The organism is Legionella stuttgartensis (assembly GCF_977063405.2).
The window spans coordinates 157,420-177,737 of record NZ_CDRUHA020000044.1 but is presented as its reverse complement, the minus strand read 5'-3'; the positions used below and the strand labels follow the sequence as shown (position 1 = coordinate 177,737).

Below are 20,318 nucleotides of genomic sequence, written 5' to 3'. Positions count from 1 at the left end.
AATCGAGTACCAAGTAAGCTGGTGCTTTCAACCAGGTTTACCGCCTGCATAAAAGGAGAAAAGGGTCTCTCCGAAATTCCGGAAGTACTAACGTTTTGACCAGCACTGAGAGTAATAATAACAGTCTCGGATTTCTTCTTGGATTACAGGTGCCGGTATCCCTGCTTTAAATGGTGCGATAAGCATTTTGGTACTGATGAGACGTTGTTGAAGAAGAGTTACCAGAGTATGTGCATTTTGTTCTGGTTTGCCATAAAACGTAGCATTCAAGTGGGTTTTTAGTTCATTGGCTTGTAAAGATGAGTCTAAAGTGAATGCGTTCTCTGGCTCATTAATACCTCTTCCAATAAATAAGGATTTTGTGCCAAATTTTTTTCTGCGACAGTAATTGCCTGACAAAAGCCATCGAGCATAGAGCGACTAATGCCATCCTCTCCAGACATGTCGAATAAATCAGAAATAATTGTATGCGGTAGAAGAGGACCAACCAATTTATCAAAGGGCAGGGCATAACCATGGCGATAATGATCACGATAGTTTTGCCCAAAAAATGAATAACTGATTTTCTCAGTCGGAGAAAAACTGGGATCATCCAATGCTAGCGTATCTGCATGACGTCCTTTGTAACTCAGAATACCAGCACAACCAAAATCTACAATTGCAGCTCGTTTAGTACCATCACTCTCCACACAATAGCCTGAGTTGAGTAATTTGGAGTTTAATATATCCCATAAATTAAAAACCAAAGCTACTGCATACAATTGGCCAATAATTTTTGCTTCTTCTGAGTTGAGCGATAAATTTTTCCGCGTAGGTAAGTATTCGCGATCAAATAAGGGGGCTGTTCTGACTTCTTCTTTTTGTGATAAAAACTCAGAAAAACCATTTATGAATTTGGAGATGACCCCAATTGATTGGTCCTTATCAATATGTAGATGGTTTTCTGGGACGACTAAAATACCTTCAAACATTTTTTTTGCCATACGAGGAATCAAAACTTCGAGGAAGGCGCCTTCAAGCTTGATTGAGAAAATATGCTCCGTAGTATTAAAGGAAGGATTATTTAATTCTTCATGAGAAAGATATCCTTTGAAGACATCGTTTACAGTTAAGGTATCTGGTTTTTTTATCAGATAATAAGCACCAAATTGGTCAGATAATATTTTTTTTTCGGTAATCCCTTTGGATAAAGATGAAGCAATTTTAGAGGGTAACTCTTCTTTTTTTACTTCCTTGAGCTCGATATTATGAGGAAGCTTTGGCATGATTATTCTCCCCAAAAAATACAATGAATGTATCGTGATTAATTTCAGGTCATACTAAAGTGATTTGTATAAAAAACTGTGTTCCAATTTTCCATCTTATTATACAAAGCAAGAAAAAGGCACCATTTTATCTTGTTGCGAGTTGATGAGAGGAACTAATAGATTGCTCTTAAAGAATTCTAGAGGTAAATCGCATTCTAACTCGAATGCGATTCGTATTATAAACTTTGAAGAACTAAGCTCACATGTATTGACCACCATTAATATCCAGGTTAGAGCCGGTAATAAATCCTGCTTCTTCCCCTACTAAAAAAGAAACGGCATTTGCTATTTCTTCTGGTTTACCAAGTCGTCCAACAGGAATACTGCTCGTGATCTTATCTAGGACTTCTTTTTTCAAAGTAGTTATCATCGACGTTTCAATATAACCAGGGGAAATGGTATTTACGGTAATTCCTTTATTTGCAACTTCTAAAGCCAAGCTCTTTGCAAACCCAAATAAAGCAGATTTTGTTGCTGCATAATTGCATTGACCAAATTGACCTTTTCGACCATTAATTGATGAGATACAAACAATACGTCCGTAATTTTTCTCAATCATAAAAGGTAGTACGTTACGTGTTATATTGAAGGTACTGGTTAAATTCGCATCAATTACTTGTTGCCAATGGTGAGGTTCCATTTTCTTTAGGCTGACATCGCATGTAGCTCCGGCGTTATTGATTAAGATATCAATACGACCAAAACGCTCCATGATCGAATTAGTCAGTGCTTCACAATCAGAGAAATTAACCAGATTTGCGAAGAGAATTTCGATATCATAGCCGGACTTTTTTTGAAGGGTTTGCCACTGTAATACTTCAGCATGTTTACCATTTTTAAAGTAACACGCAATTACTTTATAATTTGTTGCAAGACGTCTGCAAATTGCAGTACCTATTCCCCCGGTCCCCCCTGTAACAACTGCTATCTTTTTCTCCATGAATGATTCTCCTGGTGAAATTGGCTATTACTTCTTTTTAATGCTAGATTAAGTGGGTTTGATATTATTCAAAATTTTATCGTACAATGACTAGTTAGCCTTTACCTTGGATGAAGTTGGGGTAAACCCTAGATTTAGAAAAGTAAAAGTAAAAGTAAATTAAGTGGTACAAATCACTTTGAAAAGTCATTCCTATAATGAGGAACACTAAGAAAACTAACCGATTATTATTGTGACTTTTTGAGATAACGATATGATATTTTCTGAAGTATTTGATTTTTCTTAATCAAGGAAGTGGACATGGATTTTGCTGAGGCAGCTGTTTCTGTAGTGGATGATGATCCAGAGATTCGTCAGTCATTTCGTTGGTTATTTGAGTCTGTGAATATTCCAGTATGCACCTATGAAAATGCTGAATCATTTCTTGATAGTTATGATTACATGCAAAAGGGATGTTTGATTATTGATGTGCGGATGCCGCTTATGAGTGGTCTAGAATTGTTAGAGTATCTTAACGCATCAAGAAATCAGCTTTCGATGATCATGATCACGGGCTATGGTGATATTCCAATGGCTGTGCGAGCGATGAAAGCTGGAGCTAGTGATTTTATTCTTAAACCTGTAAATCATCAGCATTTACTGGAAATTACTCAAAAATGTCTTAAAAAAATCCAGACGCATTCTCTTCAGCCTCAATCGGATTTTTATGAGCGCCTAGAACGTTTGACTAAACGTGAGCGACAGGTTATGGATTTGGTTATTGAAGGAAAATTAAATAAACAAATAGCTCACACACTTGATATATCTATATCCACAGTAGAAGTTCACCGCGCGAACGTGATGCGAAAAATGGAAACTAAGACTCTAGCTGAACTTATAAAAATAAATCTGCTTTACACCCTGCATTTTGCCGAGAGTTCTAACTCTTTAGTCGAAACCTCATAATTTCTCTTTGCCCAATTTAAGTTATTTAAAAGAATAATTTAAATTGTTTTAATCTGTCCTAATACAAGACTCCTAAATAAGCATAATGATAAAATAGTTTTTATATGACTAAAAAGTGATATTATTTGTTTTTTTAAATATCAGGAAAAGATTATGGCAAGATTTCCAAATAAAACCCCTTATGAGCTTCGTCAATATTTTAAGCAACTAGACTTGGCTCAATTAATCAAAATTAACCAAGATTATGGTCCTCATTTTATTTCGCTTGAAGACCGACTGGACCATCATAGAGAAACATTAAGGGTTGCAGAAGAACGTTTAGCTAAGCTTAGGCAGGATAAAGAATCCCTTGAGTCAAAGTACGATCAGGTTGCCGAGGAAGAGGCAGGATATCAAAAAACTCTTCAAGGAGTTCTTTGTGATACGGATCACACAGACCGATTTCTTGGCAGACAAGCTGCAGGTTATTCTCCCCTGGCTTCATTCGAGCTTAAATCACGGTATATATATACTGAACTTTCACAGGCTGCTGAGAGAGTAAATGGTTTGAATCGAATTATTGAGAATTTGGAGCAAAGGAAAACAGCTGCTATTAGCGAACTAAAAATTTTAAATAAGGTTATTGAGGAAAAGAGAAACGTCTTCGCAGCAGAACAAATACAGACATCCAAACCATCATAGTAAAGTAGTACGTTGAGTTTTTTGGATGTACACAAAAGAGAGGATCAAAGTATTTGGTGTAGTTTGGTCAAGTACTTTGCCTCAAATTGTTTGCTCTAAACCATTTGAAATGAGAAAGAATTGCTACTCTATATTTTCAGTATAAATAAAATTGTTTTTGGCCTTATTCATTAACTCTTTAAACTTTTGTAAATGCCTTTCAGTAGTTGTGGAGGAGTGTAAAACAAATTCAGAAACACACAATGCAAATAAAACCCTGCGTATCTCCCCAATCGTTTCTTGAAAGATATCAACTCGTTTTTTGGTCTCTTGGCTAATTCTTACTTCCAGTTTTAAATTTTCAGAACTTATTTCAATTGGCGCACAATGTTTGATTACTTCACTACGTAATTTTTCCACAAAAAGAAATGTATTTATTTTCTGTTCTCGACATTTGACGATTTGTTGCATGATATCGTTAAAAAAATTGTACACCATCATTTGATGAAATAAATAAAGTTTTTGGGAGTAACGATAAGCTTGAAATAAAAAATAATCACCAACTAAAACAATAAAGATACCAATTAGGGTACACGTACCGCGATTGAGAACCATTTCAAATGGTCCCTGAGGTGAGTTGGCTTCAGTGGTTTGCGCTAATAGTAAAAAAACTACAAGAGTAATGAAAAATACACTAATGTCGTAGCGTCTTGTATTTAATGATGAAACGGCGAGTCCAATGATACAGATAATAAATACGACAGGAATTAATCGATAGTTTAACTGCATGAAATAAATTAGAGGGATTAAAATCAACAATGCAGCAAAAGTGCCGCCAATCCGATGAATTGCTCGTCGGATAATAAAACCAGGTTCAATTCCTGCACTGATGACAATTACTGTGAGTAAAACCCACCATTTATGAGGAATGGTTGTAAATAAATAAATCCACATGGCAACCATAAACATGATTGCCAGTTGCGTAAACCGCGCATAATCAAGTTTTCTTTTCAGTTTTGCCGCAGAAAGCATAATTTATTCCAATGGATAAACGCTTGTTGTAAACAACGTGCAATATGATGCTGTAATTTCGTTTGAGGTTCTATAGGAAGCGAAGGTGTTCCACAGGATGTATATGTTTTCATATTTTGTCTAAGCCAAAAGAGATTATTCTTTACACCGTACCAAAATACCTCGTTCTTTGTTTCATAATATAAATTGTCTAATGCATGTTGAATATTTCGTATGTTTATTGAAACACGATAACTTTGCATTAAATATTTTTTAGGAAGCATTCGTCGGTAATTCCGCACCATCCCCAAATGCAGAATTTCTTCACCTATAGGACTTTTTTGATTCTGGTTTAGAGCTGCATCAATATCTTTCTCGAGGTATTGAATGAATTTCTGCAAGCCTTTGTTCCATACAATCAAATACATATTAGGGAAGCATCTTAAACTGATCAGTGCAAAAGTCATTGATAATAGCGTTGATGAAATAAAACCATAAGCGACCTCAAGGTTGGCTGATGGTTCAACGCTTAGAACAACGGCACCAGTAGCTATAAGCAGCATGGTTAAATTTTTTAAAGCATAGAAATATTTTAAAACGTAAAAATAGGTTACTGCTAAGACAAATACCGAGAAAAAGAAAAAAACACCACGAAATGGATAGACAAGATAATAGGATACACTGATGAGAATGACTGCAACAGTGATAAATATCAACAAGTTTTCTTTCTCTTTAAAAGTAGAGAGAACAGGGGCCTCATAAAGAGCGACCAAGAAAAAAGGCGAGAAAAAAGCAAGGAAACTAACCGGCTGAAACAACCAATAAACATACACTTCTATAGTCGCAACAAAGAGACATTTATAAAGAGTAATACGTTGTAACGCATAGGGATCTACTTCATCAAGCCATTGCTTAAACTTTGATATAGACATAAGCACTTGTTCCGAGTCGGAGTGGGTAATGAGGGTCAGGATCGGTGATGCGAATAATGACAGGGAGTCTTTGAGGTAATAAGATCCATTGATTTTCATTGATTACGTTTTGTAACTGAGTCCGATTGTCCACTAATTGCCGATTAGCCGCCCAATAATCTGAATCAATTACTCCATGAAACATTTTTCTTCCCAGATACATTCTGGGGAATATCAATACTTCTGCGCCTTTACGTACTTGCCCCAAATCTGTTTCATTAAAGTTTGCTTGAATGTAGGTATTTTCAGCATCCACTAAGGAAAACAGGGGTTGATTAATATTCACAGGAGTTCCAACACTAAAAAATAAATTTTGGATGATTCCATCAGTTTGAGCATAAACCTCTGTTTGCTCCAAATTTACCTGAGCATTTTTTAATCGTGCGTGCAGGGATTTAATTTCATTTTCTTGGGCTTTTATTTGATGTTGATCGATTTCCAATTGTTTTAACGAGGCGTCCCATTTATCTTTTGCTGCTTTTGTTTCTTGTTGTGAATTTTGCAAAGTGATGAGAGAGACAGATTTTAATAAATAACCTTTACTGTATTTTTGATTATCCTGCTTAAATCTAATGTAATTTTTTTGCTCAGTTTCACTGAGTTTGAGATCGCGTTCGTAAGTAGTTTTCAAGGCGGCTAATTTGGCCTTGGCACTGCCTAAATCGGCTTGAAGTTGTTCCACTGCATAGATATAGGGTTTTTGAAACACAGTAAAAAGCTTTTGCCCTTTTTTGACCACATCGCCATTATGTACATAAAGATTTGTAATATAGCCATTGGCAAGTGCTGCAACAGGACGTACGTTATTGACGACAAATGCGTTATCAGTAAAAGGGAATAAAAAAGAAAAAATATAAATAATGGTGGTGAGAATGCCAATAAAAATGATGACATTCGCCATGGTGATCCAACGTTTTAGTCGGACAAATCCATTTCTCATACGTTCACGATATCTGACTAAATTTATCATAAAATCCAAGTTACCATTAAAATTAGATATATAGCCTGAAGGTGGCACCAGCAACCATGGATCGATATCCACCTTGGGTGTTGCCATGCGGGCTACATGAGTTCCTATAGCTATTTATTGTAAGCATATCCGCCTGCTAAGTCTTGATACAAAATCACCAATGACATCGCAAGTTCCAACTTGACTTGATTTGTTGAAAGCGCCAAGTTATCTAAATAGATTTTGCTTTGTAATAATTCTTTATAAGAAATTAATCCTGTTTTGAGCAATCCTTGTTGTAATTTGTATTTACGACGGTAATCCTTTTCTGCGTGTAAATACGCTATGAATTTTTCATTCATACGTTTATTGGCAGAAAAATCGCTATCAACTTCCTTTAAAATACGTCGGACTGTTTTATTAAATTCAGCAATTTTTGCATTGTAGGCCCCTTTACGTGCTGCAATTTTGCCTAGAGAACTTGGCGTCAGTGTCCAGTTGACATAGGCATCCGTTGTTTCAGCAAAATTACTGCTAGGCAAATCCACTTCGCCTAGAAAGGCATCCAACTGCAATCCCGGGAAAAAATCACTGTAGGCGACATTAATGGCTGCTCGCGAAGCGTTTAACGCATATTGAGCCATTTTTAAATCGGGACGATTGTTTAATACTGTAGCGGGTAAGCTACCCGGCTTAAAATGTGAAAAGTCTATTTTGGCAAAATTATTTTTATTTTTTATACTACCGGGATTTTCATTGATCAAATAACGAAGTGCATTCTCGCTGTACACAATATTATGCAAAATAGGTTTAATTTGAGCCGCAATCAATTGCTCATCAGATTCTAATTGAGCCAAAATAATTTCATTATCCAAACCAATTTTGATGTCTCCTTTGCCCAATTTAATTAGGGATTTTAAGTCCTGGTCTAATTGCTTCAATAATCTTAATTGTTCTAATTGAGCGATTAAAGTGAAATAAGCCGACGCTACTTGACCAATTAATGCCAGACGCATTCCTTCAATGGCTGCGAGACGATATTGAACATTATAGGTGGCCTCTTTTTGTTGAGTATAAAGTTTCATAATGTTCAGGAAATAGTAAGGCCACACCCCATAAAATGCACCGGGTGCTCCAAGTGCGGGGTTCGTGGAGTAGCCTGCAAACATTTGTACGAGAGGGATCCAACTGAGCTTGATTTGCTGCAATTCGCCTTGTGCTTGTTTTAAGTTTCCTATGGCAATATGGATGTCCATGTTATTGTTCAAGCCAGCCTCAATCAATTGATTCAATTCTACATCATGAAATTGTTGCCACCAAGCAATGTAAGGTAAATTATCTACAGGTTTATAATCCTTTGTGCTGGACGGAAATTTTTTAGGTGGTACAGAGATTTGCCGTTCAATATTTTTATTGCAGCTTAACAATCCTACTACTAATACCATCAAGAACAGTATTTTCTTTAACATGAATCGGTCATCGTATGGGCTGGGAGAATTTTTATCATTGTAATTTAATTGCTATTTTTATCATTAGATATTAATACCTTATATTCCTTGAAATGATGCGTGTTCGTCAACCATTGTGAGCTTGTCTTTTATTGACATGCAAAAAGGTTTTCCTTATATTCTTTTTTATCCACGCAAGTTGATGATTACATCTATTCTCGATTCCTCCCGATTTGTAATGTTTTATTCAACTTGTAGGGCGAGGGATACTTTAATTACTTTTGTTAAGGTATCTCTATGCTCAATGACTCTCAAATTTTAAGACATCAACCTATTTCAATTAATCTGGATAGTTTTCCCGGAGGAGTAGCGGTGTGGGGCGCTTTACCTGCTGTGTTTGATTGTCATAATAATAAATTCGATCGTGGTGTGCATATTCATGCAAGAATGACTCATTCTGGTAAAAAAATAATTGACCAATCGTACCCCGAAGTTGAACTGATTTGGCAAGAAAAAAGGATAATAATCACCGAAGCGAGTGCTTTAAGTTTCACCATGAGCTCGATTTTTGATTTTGATATCGTTAGTTTGGATTGCAGTCATTGTGGGAAGGTGCTGCTTGATAAGAACTTGGCTTCCGTTCGTCCTTCTTTTGAACATTATTGTAGTTTTTGTGGTAATTTAACCTGGACCAATACACGTTGTGTTGTGAATCCGGTTATTCGATTCAAAGAGATGCTCGATGATCAATTAGTAAAAAGACCATCAATAATGCCGCAACGAAAAATAAATTTAGATAAGACAAAATATCCAGGTGGATTCCAGATCTGGGGCTCAAATCCCTCGATTATTTGGACGGCAAAACGTTTGGAAGAAAGTGCAATTCATGTTCATGCATACAACAGTGAAAATAAGCGAGTAATTGATAACACCTATAGTGAGGTTTGGATAAATGGGGTTCTTCTGGATATTGAAATGGTGCGCGTATTGCAAATACAAAAAGCAATTCATGAACTTCGATTCCATTTAACCAGCATCAATTGTCCTCGTTGTTCCCATCCTCATTTTGATAAAGAGCTACTCGCCGTAGTTCCTCACCAACAACACCAATGTGAACAATGCGATGCCGTATTTAATTCGCCTAAGAGTATTATTAGTAATCCATCTACAACCATTTTAAATCAATTAACGTGTTTTACAGACGGGATATTAGAAAATGAATCAATTAGTGAAAACAATCTTTAAAGCAGGTGCATTAATTTTTGATGCGCAGCATCGAGTATTGGCAGTACATAAACGCGGAAAACCACGCGATGAATATATCGTACCCGGAGGTAAGATTGAGCCTGGAGAAACTGATGAGGAGGCACTAAGGAGGGAATTATTAGAAGAGTTAAATGTCACCGTTCTGTCGGTTAGACCTTATGAGGAATTCCTAGCAAAGGCCGTGTATGAAGATGCATTGTTAGTGATGCGCACTTATTTTGTCAGTATCGAAAGGACTCCTATTCCAGGGAGTGAGATTGATTATTTCGTGTGGTTAGATGCTCACTACAAGACGAGCGGATACCAATTTGCTTCCATTTTAGGGCAACAGATTTTACCGCGATTGTTGGCTGAGGGACATTTGGGTTGTGTTTATGCTCATGATTCATCCCAAGTTGAATCACTTAAATGCTCATCCATTGCCTTGTCTGGAGCGCATTCTTTAGAGAAATAACCATCATTGCGATTAAGGTAAAAATTTTTATAATAATCAAGAGCATTTTTTTTCGCGATATTATCGGGTACTCCAAGTAGTTTTGCAGTGCGATAATTTCTTTGAACGGCCTCACATTCAGTTTTTGCCTCATTGTATTCACCGCGCGCATGCATGCTTTCATGAGTTAAGATATCCAGGCTGATCAGTTCATCCAGGGTTGCACGTTGAGGATGCTTCACATAACTCATCAATAAGGAGCATTTTGGGTATTGGATGACGATGTATCCGGTTTTAGGATCAGCATGGCCGTAAACTCTTGGTTCTTCATCAAAAAGCGTATCAAATAAGGTATTACAATGGACTTTTGCAGGATGTCCCTCAGCTAGTTGATTGGCTACTTTAGTTAAAAAACGCTCGAAGTGCCAGTGATGAAAGGGGGGCCATGCAAATAACAAAGCCAAGATCAGCGACACGGTGAGATAACCTTTGGATATAGGTAAGTGACCGGTGAGTTCGCGGAATACCATCCAGAAAAAAAATAGAGAAATCAGAGCCCAGAGCATGATGATCCTTATTTTTTGCGCTTTGCTAATGCCTCTTTTTTTAATATATTTTTCATAGCCTTATAACCATTTTTCTTGTGCTGCTCTATGGTTTCCCTTGAAAAATCAGAATCCCATGCACACGGATCATTTTTGCCTACTTCTCGTATTATTCTGGTGATGGATTGTATTCCTGGATCACCCATTGTTTGAATATAAGTGGGGAATTGTCGTATCTCTTCAGCTATATTAGGCTCACAATAGTTCAAAATTTGTTCGATTAGTTTTTTGTAGTTATTGATAAGATCCGTTGTGTGGATGTCTTTTCTTATTTTTTCTGAGAATAAAATCTCATCTTTTCTTGAAAGAACCTCGATCATATTTTTAGGAAGCGAGCGATTTCGTGAATAAAGTTCGACAATATAGATTTTCTTGTTGGATTGGCCACAGACTTCAAGCGTTGAATCAATTGGGGTATTGGTAATAATCCCACCATCCCAGTAGTGTTTATTATTAATAGTTGTCCACGGGAATCCAGGAGGCAAGCTTCCGCTAGCAAGAATATGATCGGGGGTAATGTCATCTGTATAACTATCAAAGGTTTCAAATTCAGATGTTTCAACGTTAACTGCCATTACCAGCAAGCGAACAGGGCTGTCTTTTAATTTTTCAAAATCGACGTATTTACGTAAAAGATCCTTAACGTATGAGGTCTCGTAAAAACTTGTCCAGTGAATTGGTAATTGATCGACGCTGAAAATCGGCATAGACCATCTTGGAAGGAAGAAGTTGGGCGATCCCCAAATGATCGTATGCCAGGAAGAGAGAATACGTCGTGCTTGTTCATCAGAAACACTGAACATATCCTGAGCGAGATCATTCCAAAAGCCTTCCAAGGCTTCGGTTGCATGTTTGGGGTTTCCGGCGATAATTGCAGAATTAAATGCACCAATAGAAATTCCAGAAACAATATCTGGGTAAATTCCATGTTCCTCCATAGCTTTAACCACGCCGCATTCAAAAGCACCAAGAGCACCGCCACCTTGTAGGGTAAGAATGGTTTGAATTGCAATTTGTTCCAAGGAGAAGTTAATATCAAAAAGCTTTTTCTTATGAGGCTCTATATTAACTCGATTGATAATCAGTGATTCTGCTGCTTTAATTTCTTCTATAGGGCGTCCGGAAAAAAAGGCCCCTTGCAATAATCCATCTTTTAGATAAAACAAAGCACAGTTTTTTTCTTTAATTGAACCTCTTACTATTCGTTCGGTAGCATCAACCGTATCACCAATTATCACAATGTAATTATCAAATGCGTGGAGATTGAAATAAGAGGCACTATTGTAACTTTTTCTCATTCCCATCATATTTAATGCGGCAATTTTTCCCTGCTTGATTGCGTTATCTACCCCTCCATTTCGGTGACATCTTCTAAATACAGGATCAAAGAAATTAGCAACATCACCGGCAGCGTAGATTCCATCTTTATTAGTTTGCAGGTATTGATCCACAACAATGCCATCCTCGATCTCAATACCACTTCCTTGAAGAAAATCGACAACAGGAACGTATTTATCGGTAATAAGTACAAAGTCACATGCTAAAATTTTCCCGGAATTGGTTTCTATTGACTGTACATGTTTTTTACCATTAAATTGTTTGATCGCTTCATGAAGAAGTACTTCAACGCCATTGTTGGTTATAAAAGCAGCAATTTCAGCAGAAGAACTGACATTAAATAAATGGAACTCTTCTGCGATGATGGTTACTTCTACATTTTTTTTAACCAATAAAGATGCGATCTCAAGGCCAATAAAGCTTCCTCCCACAATAACGACTTTTTTGGCATGTTTTATTTCATGGATAAGTGGCTGGGCATCATGGAGGGTTTTAAGATAATAGATTTTATCGAGTGTGCTTCCTGGTAAGTCAACTCTTTTAGGATTGCAACCTGTGGCAATAAGCAATTTCCTAAAATTAAAAGTTCCAGCATGGTCTGTTCTCACCGTTTTGTTTTTGGGATCAACAAACAAAGCTTTTGTATTGAGCAATACATCAATATCATTTTTTATATAGTAGCTTTCATTGAATATAATAAATTGTTCTTTTTTTCGAGTTCCAGTCAAAAAACCTCTGGCAAGCTGAGGACGAAGATAGGGAAGAAAAGGCTCTTCCGATAGAATGGTGATGCTACCTGTAGCCCCTTCTTTTCTCAATGTGTCGGCAGTAAATGCAGAGGAAAGACCGCCGCCAAGAAGTAAATAGTCGACTGTTTTTGTCATCTTTGCTTCCTTTTAATGACAAGTATACGGTTTATAACAGCGAAAATGCCTGCTACCTGCAATTTTTATAAATATACTTAGTGAGGCTTAATTAAGTATTACCTCAAATTATATACCTTGGGAATATGAGGAAGGGGAATTCTGAGAAAATTTTTATTTTCAATCGGTTAAGGAATAAATTCAATCACATTATTAAGAGAAGAAAATAAATACTGTCTTTATCTGGGCATTAGCGCCTGTCTCAAAGACAGTATTTATGATCCTTTTATGCGTGTACCGTAAGACTTAAAAACAATCCTTGGAACGAAAAATTATTAGTTTCATTACCCGCAATACGTTGGGGCCCTAAATTTGCTACACCAGTAGGACCTGCAGTGATACCAGTAAACCCTCTAAGGGTATCCATTGCGCTTAAATACTCATTAATTTGATATCCGATTGCAGCAGTCCAAGTTGCTGTATTCGTCAATACGTGGGTATAGTCTAAGCCAATCTTTCCGGTAATGTTGTTCACAACACGATTACGTTTAGGCCAGTTGAAACTAAAGTTGGTACCTAGAAAAACTTCTGAGAACGACTGCATGGAACCTGCCATTAAGGCGTAGTCAAAATAACCAAGCAAACCAAACCCATAACCCAGGTCGTAATGACCGTCAAGACTGAATAAAGGACCAGCACCGCTGAATTTGCTCGTTACATGACCTGGAGCAGCAAAAGATAAGTTATGTCTTATTTGTGCATACCGAACCCCAAGAGAGGGACGTATTTTAAATACACCAGAGGTATCGCTGTATTTTCTTCCAGCACGAACATCTGCTTGATCTACCCTGTAAGTTAAATAAGCATCACTCACTAAATCAGGAAGAAAATCTCTAGGAATAAAAGCATCAGGGAATAAAATACTTCCAAATAAAGTGGAACCATTAGCAAAAGTATTTACAGCATGTGTTTTATTTTTTAAATAAAGGTAGTTTACTTCAATATTATTTGCCGACATTGGAATATCATAACCAACCGCTACACTGCCCGCCCATTGATAATCAGGATCAAATGGTTTGCTTTCAGCTTGAGTTCCTCCAGGAACATTAAATAACCAGCTATCAGTGACTAAGCCTATACCTGTTTCGCTTGGTTGTACGTAATAACCTGTACCGCTTACATACAGCCCACCAGGATTTTTAAATGCACAAAGCATACTGGTACAAACTGGTCCATCTTTATCAATGTATTTGGGAGGAGGGGCTGAAGAGACAGTATTTACTAGACAACATCCAGCTAAAACAAAAGGTAAAAACTTCAATGTCATAATGTACTCCTATTAATTGACGCAATACCTTACTTTTTTTATTGTTTAAATTCAATAAGTAAATCAATAGAAAGTCATTTGCCAGAATAAAGGATATACATCTCTAATCCAGGTGATCTAAGGGAAGTGTAGTCGTTTCACAAATGGTTCTTAATATAAAGCTTGATTGTACGCTAGTCACCCCATTGATACGCGTCAGTTTATCTAATAGGAACGATTGGTAAGCATTTAGATCGGGCACGATTACTTTTAAGACGTAATCTGCAGATTGACCGGTAATTAAATAACACTGAACGACCTCAGGGAGAAAACGAACAGCCTCTTCAAATTGACTCATTGCTGCGGGCTGATGACTATTTAATCCAACCAAAACAATCACGGATAACTTTAAACCTAGTTTTTCGGGTTCAAGTAGAGCAACCTTTTTCTTAATATAACCATTATCCTCCAACAATTTGACCCGACGAAGGCAGGGAGAAGGGGATAACGCGACCATATCTGCAAGTTCTTGATTGTTAATTTGACAATTTGACTGAAGGATATCTAATATTTTTTTGTCTGTACGATCCATAATTCTTAAAAAATAACATGAATATTTTAAATATTAGCATTTTTATCTAATAAATGATAATTAATTAAAATTAATATCTAAATAATCGAAATATACGCTTATATTTGCAATAAAATTTCACAACAAATGGATTAAAATATTTTCTAATGCATAGGTAATAACCAATGTGCGTGTATTAGCTGCTTGTTTTTTTGAGGATTTTTATGTCTACATCTCGAGTTGTTGCCTGGTTTGTATGGTTTATTGCGTCAATATTTTACGCATATCAATATGTTCTTAGAGTGATGCCCAATATTATGATGGATGATATTACTTCGCAATTTCATATTGATGCGACAGTATTTGGGCAATTTTCTGGTGTTTATTATCTTGGTTACTCGTTAATGCATTTGCCTATTGGGATCATGTTGGATCGTTTTGGCCCAAGAAAAGTAATGACTTTATGCATTTTACTTCCTGTTCTTGGCTTGTTGCCACTGATTTTTGCTGATCATTGGATGTACCCGCTTATAGGAAGAGCGCTTATTGGTATTGGATCCTCAGCTGCAATTTTGGGAACATTTAAAATAATACGCATGACATTTAAAGAGCAACACTTTTCGCGAATGCTTAGTTTTTCAGTGATGATAGGACTTATTGGTGCTGTTTATGGTGGCGGTCCTGTAAGTTATATGTGTCATGCCGTGGGTTATAAAATAGTCGTCGAAGTATTTATTGCTATTGGCCTCGTGCTTGCTTGTGTGACTTATTTTATTGTCCCCGATGAGAAACCCACTTATCACACATCAGTCCTTGCCAATATCAAAACGGTTTTTACCAATAAAAAAGTCATTTTGATGTGTTGTTTTGCGGGGCTTATGCTAGGCCCTCTTGAAGGCTTTTCTGATGTCTGGGGGTCTGGCTTTTTAAAACAGGTATATGGTTTGGATACATCAACAGCAAACTATTTACCTTCAATGATTTTTATTGGCATGTGTTTTGGCTCTCCAATTTTAAGTTTGATAGCCGAAAAATCAGGATATTACCTGGGAACAATCATTGCAGCAGGAATAACTATGTGTGTGGTGTTTGCTGCACTTGTTGCGGGTATGTTAACCGTATCTAGTATTACAATGTCTTTCATATTGGTCGGAATGTGTTGTGCTTATCAGATCCTGGCTATTTATAAAGTTTCTACTTATGTGCCCGAGCATCTTGCTGGCCTCACTACAGCAATTGCCAATATGATTATCATGATTTTTGGTTATGCATTCCATACTATTATAGGTTTTGTAGTCAATATAAACGGGGGAATTCGAGAAGCAGGGGCTTTTGTTTATGGAGTAGGGGTTATCCCTGTGACTCTGGCAATGGGGGTTATCGGTTTTCTAATTCTCGCATACCGTGAAAAATATACGGTCCGGACATTCTATCCTGTAGAGTCTCCGAGTTAAGGCTTTATGAACCAGGTCCCGCGATGTGTTCGCGGGAGCCACTAAGGTTACACTATACAAATCAGATAAGACTTTGATATTCGTAATAATTTGTCGAGTAGTTGGAAATTTTATCGATATCAGCTAATATTTTAACAGTTAACAAGATATGAATGTTAACTGCATCCTTTACAAATCCTTTTAAAGTGGGCCGTTAGCTCAGCTGGTAGAGCAGGAGACTCTTAATCTCTTGGTCATAGGTTCGAACCCTATACGGCCTATCAATTTCAACTAAATTATCAATAAATTCATCTCGTAATTACCATGCATCCTAGAAATTTGTCCTATAGTATTAACCAAAGGATTCAAAAAACATGAGTATAAGAGGACTATGTTTACTAAAAACTTAATTCACTCTAAAAACAAAAATATTCCACATAAACCAGCACTTATATTTGAGGATAAGAGTGTCACTTATGAGGACCTGGAGAGGACTGCAAATCGTTTCGCCAACTTTTTATTTCAAGAAGGATTAAAAGGTGAGCGTATTGCATTTATGCTTCCAAATAGCGTTGAAATAATTTCCATTTATCTAGGCTGCTTTAAGACGGGCTGTATTGCAATGCCTATAAATCGCCGTTATGCGTCGCCTGAGTTGGAGCGAGTGCTTCAAGACGCCGAACCCTATTATTTGATTATTGAGGAGGAAAAACTATCGCTTTTAGAGTCTATTGATTTAACTGCAACAAATATTAGGAAGGTATTTGTTGTTGGAGAAGGGTTGTCAAACGGATATCCTTCGTTTTCCAACATCATGAATAACCCGATTGAGTTTACGGTATCAAATCTTTCTTACAGCAGTCCTGCAGTAATTTTTTATACTTCAGGCTCCACTGGACAGCCCAAAGGGGTAGTTCATACGCTTGGCTCGATTGAGGCAATATTGGATTCAACTTCGGAGGCTTTAGGTACAATTACTGCTCAAGATAAAATAATTGTTTGTGAACCCCAATGCCATATCAGTGGTTTTATGGAAACCTTTTCTACTTTATCACGAGGAGGTTCTGTTCTCGTCTATGATGGTTTTCACCTGCAAAATTATTTAGATGGATTATTGAAACACCGACCTACTTTAGCTGTTCCGCACATTGATACACTTATGAAAATTTTAGATTCAGGTCGTTGTACTTCAGATACGTTTGCTTCGCTACGTGGTGTTTATACAGGGGGCGATGTATTGCCTGAAGCGGTTCAAAAACGATTTACGGCTTGCGCTGGAAAGCCAATTCATGTGGGTTATGGTATGACTGAGGCTATTTGGTTAACAGTCAATCGCGATGAAAATCCCCCAAAAGGTTGCATTGGTAAAGCCGTTCATGGAGTAACACTCCGTTTAGTGGATCAATCAGGAAAAGAGGTTCCACAAGGGGAGGAGGGAGAAATCCTGATAAAGGGAAATATGGTGATGCTGAATTATTGGAATAATCCAAGCGAGTCGAGAAAAGCATTTATAGATGGATGGTTTAAAACGGGTGATAGTGCGAAACAAGACAGCAAAGGAAATTATTATTTTACTGGGCGGGTTAAGGATATAATTATTCGGAATACTTCAAACATAATGCCTGGTGAAGTTGAAGCTGCGATTTATCAACATCCTGCCATTAAAACGGCTGCAGTAATTGGAATCCCAGATTCCCATGAAGGCGCGGTTCCTATAGCATTTGTAGTACTCAAAGACGGGAAACAGTTGACGGAATCGGAACTTAAAAACTTTCTAACTCAATATATTGCACAATATAAGATTCCAGTAAAAGTATATTTCATTAACGCGATTCCATTAACCAATAGTGGAAAAATAAACCATAAAAAACTCTATGATTATCTACCCTAATTAAATCGTTTTTTGAAATTACAATACTGTTTTACATAATGTAACTACTTATTTTATCTGTTACTTGGTTATTTTCATCCAGCCAACCCATTGATTGCATGATTTCCTTACTGCGTTTGCCGTTACCATGTTTTGAACGTCCTTGAGCATGCTCTACTAATTCATCCAAGCTCAAATCCTTATTGACATAACTTTTAGCAAAAAAAGAATAAATACCACACCAAGCGCTTTTGTCCTGGAACAATTTTTGTTCGTAGTGTTGCAAAAAATCGTTCTTTAATAATTCAGACTCCTTGTGGCGTTTTTCAGCTTCTTTCACTTTTGCTGCTTCTCGATCGGGTTTTTCTTGGGCAAGAAGAATATTTCTTTCGGCCTCTCTATTGGCTTTTTCTTGAACAAGATGAATATGCAGATAGTCAATGATAGGTTGAACCTTATATATTTGAGCGATAGAGATAATGTTGTCGACATCTTCTTGTGGCATATCAGCCGGATTTTCCAATACTTGAAACGCCCGTAAGAATAAATCAAATTCGCCTATTGAAATAACAGAGTGCATTAATATAACAAAGGCCTCATTATCTATTTTATTATGTTCAGCTTCGTTTAATAGGTTAGTAATGAATTTCGAGGCTAATTTTCTCGCATGGGCTAGAGCTTCATTGAGAATATCATCTTCGTTTAGAGCGGCGAGCAGATCTGCTGCTAAAGAATCCACACTGATGGTTTCCATTTTTGGGGGGCACATTTCAAGCAAGGGAGAAGCAATCTGATAAGTAAGGTCGATTAATCCTTGAAGAGGGTTTTTAGAAAAGGTACATGGCTTTTCTCCCATTGAGCCCTGCTTTAACTCTTTTAATGTGGGGACTATGGGAATATCAGCTCCATAAAAATCTGATACGACATCCCAAAAAATATACCGGGCTACAGGAGGTTCTGTAGCGTCCTTGGGTAATTCAAAACAGAAATGCTCACTGTCATCAACAGGGTGTAGGATACTTATGGGTAATGAAAATGTGAACGCAACTGCATATTCGGTTATAATTTTTTTAAGCATTTTTTGAGCAAACTGTTTCTCTTTGAATTGCTCTTTCATCGTAATGAACTGAGGAGGACTACCAATGACTTTTTGTTCTCCTTTTCTGTTATAAATCACAATAGACTCTTCTTTGCATAGGCTATTAAAATCTTTTGTAACCAGAACATTAAGGGAATAAGTAGCCTTTCCTGGATCTTCAATTTTTAGGGGTAAGATTTCAAAACGTTGAGTTTTTAAGCCTAATGCACTGATTTGATCGAGTAAAGATTGCTCCTTTTGAATTTTACTGTTCCAAAAATCTTCACTGGATATTATTTTTCCTTCATAAATGATCTCTTTATCAAATTTATTAGGAATAAAAAAGCATTGATTTGTTCCTTTAATTTGGTACACATTTTTTTCAGAGCCACCACCCAGCCATTGACAATCTGATTTTCTAAAGGTTTTGCCATTTAAGGTGAGGAGGATTCCGTCCTTTTGGGCAAAAAAAAGTTTTAGCCAGTCTTTCATAGAAACAGCCCGAATGAAGAGGTGGGGGGTGTTATATTATCACTATGGCTAAAATTACTCCATTAAAATAACAAGAAGATGATTTAATTCGTTTTCTGCTATCCAGGTGATAGAACATGTTTTTTTTCTTTGTCTTTCATCTTTTCATTATTTGGTTGTTGATGATCCGACTCTATGTTCCTCCTGTGTGTTAATAGTTCATGATGTGCTTTTTCCTGTCTTCTCAGATTGAAATCAATCCGCTTTTGCTTGGCTTCTACCAAAGAATTAAAAATTGTTAGCTTTTTTATATTCATTTTCTCATCTGAATCAAGCCACTTTTTTTTATGTAAGGTCTCACGTACTTTCGAACTGCTATACCATAGACCACGATAAAAAGAATATTTTTTATTATTTTGTGAAGGACCAAAAAGTGTGCCGGTATAATAATTAATGTACGCATCAAACAACACCAAGTTTTTGTGGAATTGTTGTGCTATAGCCTGCTGATTTCCCTGATTATTACAAAAATAAAGCTTTATATTTTTGACTTTAGAATGTACGAAAACAAAATCAGAGTTAAAACGCTCTGCTATTTTATCAATACTAAGGAAGTTCGTTTGGCTGGTAATAGGATAAGTGCTGGTCAAGTGATAATGTTCTAATAAATGATTCACCCCATGTGCGAGTATATAGATGGTGAGATGTTCCATTTTCATTAATTTATAATCAATTGGAGTACCATATTGTAAGATGAGTATATTTTGATTTTTAAGCGTTTCTTTCCAATGGATTGCCTTGGCAATGAGATCATTATGTTCATGGAATGGGATATATAGGATTATCATGTTTT

At 36.7% G+C, this 20,318-nt stretch carries 19 protein-coding genes and 1 tRNA gene; 7 read left to right on the top strand and 13 right to left on the bottom strand.

Features of this window, described 5'->3' with window-relative positions; translation table 11 throughout:
• Positions 1–87: 87 nt before the first annotated feature.
• The 3 genes from ACWTEW_RS11670 to phbB form a co-directional block, all read right to left on the bottom strand.
• A complete protein-coding gene (locus ACWTEW_RS11670; protein ID WP_454781803.1) occupies positions 88–270 on the bottom strand; it encodes a hypothetical protein in 183 nt (60 codons plus the stop codon).
• A gap of 35 nt (positions 271–305) precedes the next feature.
• The gene (locus tag ACWTEW_RS11665) at positions 306–1,265 is read right to left on the bottom strand and encodes a hypothetical protein (RefSeq protein WP_454781802.1); all 960 of its coding nucleotides are present in this window, start codon (positions 1,263–1,265) and stop codon (positions 306–308) included.
• A gap of 241 nt (positions 1,266–1,506) precedes the next feature.
• Entirely contained in the window at positions 1,507–2,247 is a 741-nt protein-coding gene (gene phbB, locus ACWTEW_RS11660; protein ID WP_454781801.1) for an acetoacetyl-CoA reductase, read from the bottom strand.
• Between the two features lie 300 nt (positions 2,248–2,547).
• On the opposite strand from phbB, the gene ACWTEW_RS11655 reads away from it, so the two are divergent.
• Positions 2,548–3,192, top strand: a complete 645-nt coding sequence (locus tag ACWTEW_RS11655; protein ID WP_454781800.1) for a response regulator transcription factor — start codon at positions 2,548–2,550, stop codon at positions 3,190–3,192.
• 153 nt (positions 3,193–3,345) lie between these two features.
• Complete coding sequence (locus tag ACWTEW_RS11650) at positions 3,346–3,873, top strand: hypothetical protein (protein ID WP_454781799.1); 528 nt, start codon at positions 3,346–3,348, stop codon at positions 3,871–3,873.
• Positions 3,874–3,996: 123 nt separating this feature from the next.
• Here the strand turns inward: ACWTEW_RS11650 and ACWTEW_RS11645 are convergent, their stop codons facing one another.
• The 4 genes from ACWTEW_RS11645 to ACWTEW_RS11630 all read right to left on the bottom strand — a co-directional run bounded on the left by ACWTEW_RS11645 (position 3,997) and on the right by ACWTEW_RS11630 (position 8,252).
• Positions 3,997–4,884: an FUSC family protein gene (locus ACWTEW_RS11645; RefSeq protein WP_454781798.1), complete on the bottom strand. Its 888-nt coding sequence runs from the start codon at positions 4,882–4,884 to the stop codon at positions 3,997–3,999.
• A complete protein-coding gene (locus tag ACWTEW_RS11640) occupies positions 4,863–5,795 on the bottom strand; it encodes a hypothetical protein (RefSeq protein ID WP_454781797.1) in 933 nt (310 codons plus the stop codon). The genes ACWTEW_RS11645 and ACWTEW_RS11640 overlap by 22 nt, the downstream gene beginning before the upstream one ends.
• The gene (locus ACWTEW_RS11635) at positions 5,776–6,804 is read right to left on the bottom strand and encodes an HlyD family secretion protein (protein WP_454782061.1); all 1,029 of its coding nucleotides are present in this window, start codon (positions 6,802–6,804) and stop codon (positions 5,776–5,778) included. The genes ACWTEW_RS11640 and ACWTEW_RS11635 overlap by 20 nt, the downstream gene beginning before the upstream one ends.
• Before the next feature lie 110 nt (positions 6,805–6,914).
• Positions 6,915–8,252, bottom strand: coding sequence for a TolC family protein (locus tag ACWTEW_RS11630; protein WP_454781796.1), 1,338 nt, complete (start codon positions 8,250–8,252; stop codon positions 6,915–6,917).
• 276 nt (positions 8,253–8,528) lie between these two features.
• On the opposite strand from ACWTEW_RS11630, the gene ACWTEW_RS11625 reads away from it, so the two are divergent.
• Positions 8,529–9,476, top strand: coding sequence for a hypothetical protein (locus ACWTEW_RS11625; RefSeq protein ID WP_454781795.1), 948 nt, complete (start codon positions 8,529–8,531; stop codon positions 9,474–9,476).
• Positions 9,448–9,951, top strand: a complete 504-nt coding sequence (locus tag ACWTEW_RS11620; RefSeq protein ID WP_454781794.1) for an NUDIX hydrolase — start codon at positions 9,448–9,450, stop codon at positions 9,949–9,951. The genes ACWTEW_RS11625 and ACWTEW_RS11620 overlap by 29 nt, the downstream gene beginning before the upstream one ends.
• Here the strand turns inward: ACWTEW_RS11620 and ACWTEW_RS11615 are convergent.
• The 4 genes from ACWTEW_RS11615 to ACWTEW_RS11600 form a co-directional block, all read right to left on the bottom strand.
• Positions 9,876–10,496: a hypothetical protein gene (locus ACWTEW_RS11615; RefSeq protein WP_454781793.1), complete on the bottom strand. Its 621-nt coding sequence runs from the start codon at positions 10,494–10,496 to the stop codon at positions 9,876–9,878. The genes ACWTEW_RS11620 and ACWTEW_RS11615 overlap by 76 nt on opposite strands.
• A gap of 8 nt (positions 10,497–10,504) precedes the next feature.
• Positions 10,505–12,757, bottom strand: coding sequence for an FAD-dependent oxidoreductase (locus ACWTEW_RS11610; RefSeq protein WP_454781792.1), 2,253 nt, complete (start codon positions 12,755–12,757; stop codon positions 10,505–10,507).
• 265 nt (positions 12,758–13,022) lie between these two features.
• Positions 13,023–14,063, bottom strand: coding sequence for an Lpg1974 family pore-forming outer membrane protein (locus tag ACWTEW_RS11605; RefSeq protein ID WP_454781791.1), 1,041 nt, complete (start codon positions 14,061–14,063; stop codon positions 13,023–13,025).
• Between the two features lie 103 nt (positions 14,064–14,166).
• Positions 14,167–14,634 (bottom strand): Lrp/AsnC family transcriptional regulator, encoded by a 468-nt coding sequence (locus ACWTEW_RS11600; protein WP_454781790.1) that lies wholly within the window; start codon positions 14,632–14,634, stop codon positions 14,167–14,169.
• Between the two features lie 203 nt (positions 14,635–14,837).
• On the opposite strand from ACWTEW_RS11600, the gene ACWTEW_RS11595 reads away from it, so the two are divergent.
• The 3 genes from ACWTEW_RS11595 to ACWTEW_RS11585 all read left to right on the top strand — a co-directional run bounded on the left by ACWTEW_RS11595 (position 14,838) and on the right by ACWTEW_RS11585 (position 17,937).
• A complete protein-coding gene (locus ACWTEW_RS11595) occupies positions 14,838–16,067 on the top strand; it encodes an MFS transporter (RefSeq protein WP_454781789.1) in 1,230 nt (409 codons plus the stop codon).
• Positions 16,068–16,254: 187 nt separating this feature from the next.
• Positions 16,255–16,327: transfer RNA gene (locus ACWTEW_RS11590), tRNA-Lys, on the top strand.
• A 110-nt stretch (positions 16,328–16,437) separates the two neighbouring features.
• The gene (locus tag ACWTEW_RS11585) at positions 16,438–17,937 is read left to right on the top strand and encodes a class I adenylate-forming enzyme family protein (protein ID WP_454781788.1); all 1,500 of its coding nucleotides are present in this window, start codon (positions 16,438–16,440) and stop codon (positions 17,935–17,937) included.
• Between the two features lie 31 nt (positions 17,938–17,968).
• Here ACWTEW_RS11585 and ACWTEW_RS11580 read toward each other — a convergent pair whose 3' ends face one another.
• Both ACWTEW_RS11580 and ACWTEW_RS11575 read right to left on the bottom strand, forming a co-directional pair.
• Positions 17,969–19,486, bottom strand: a complete 1,518-nt coding sequence (locus ACWTEW_RS11580) for a hypothetical protein (protein ID WP_454781787.1) — start codon at positions 19,484–19,486, stop codon at positions 17,969–17,971.
• Positions 19,487–19,584: 98 nt separating this feature from the next.
• Positions 19,585–20,313, bottom strand: a complete 729-nt coding sequence (locus ACWTEW_RS11575; RefSeq protein ID WP_454781786.1) for a hypothetical protein — start codon at positions 20,311–20,313, stop codon at positions 19,585–19,587.
• Between the last annotated feature and the right edge of the window lie 5 nt (positions 20,314–20,318).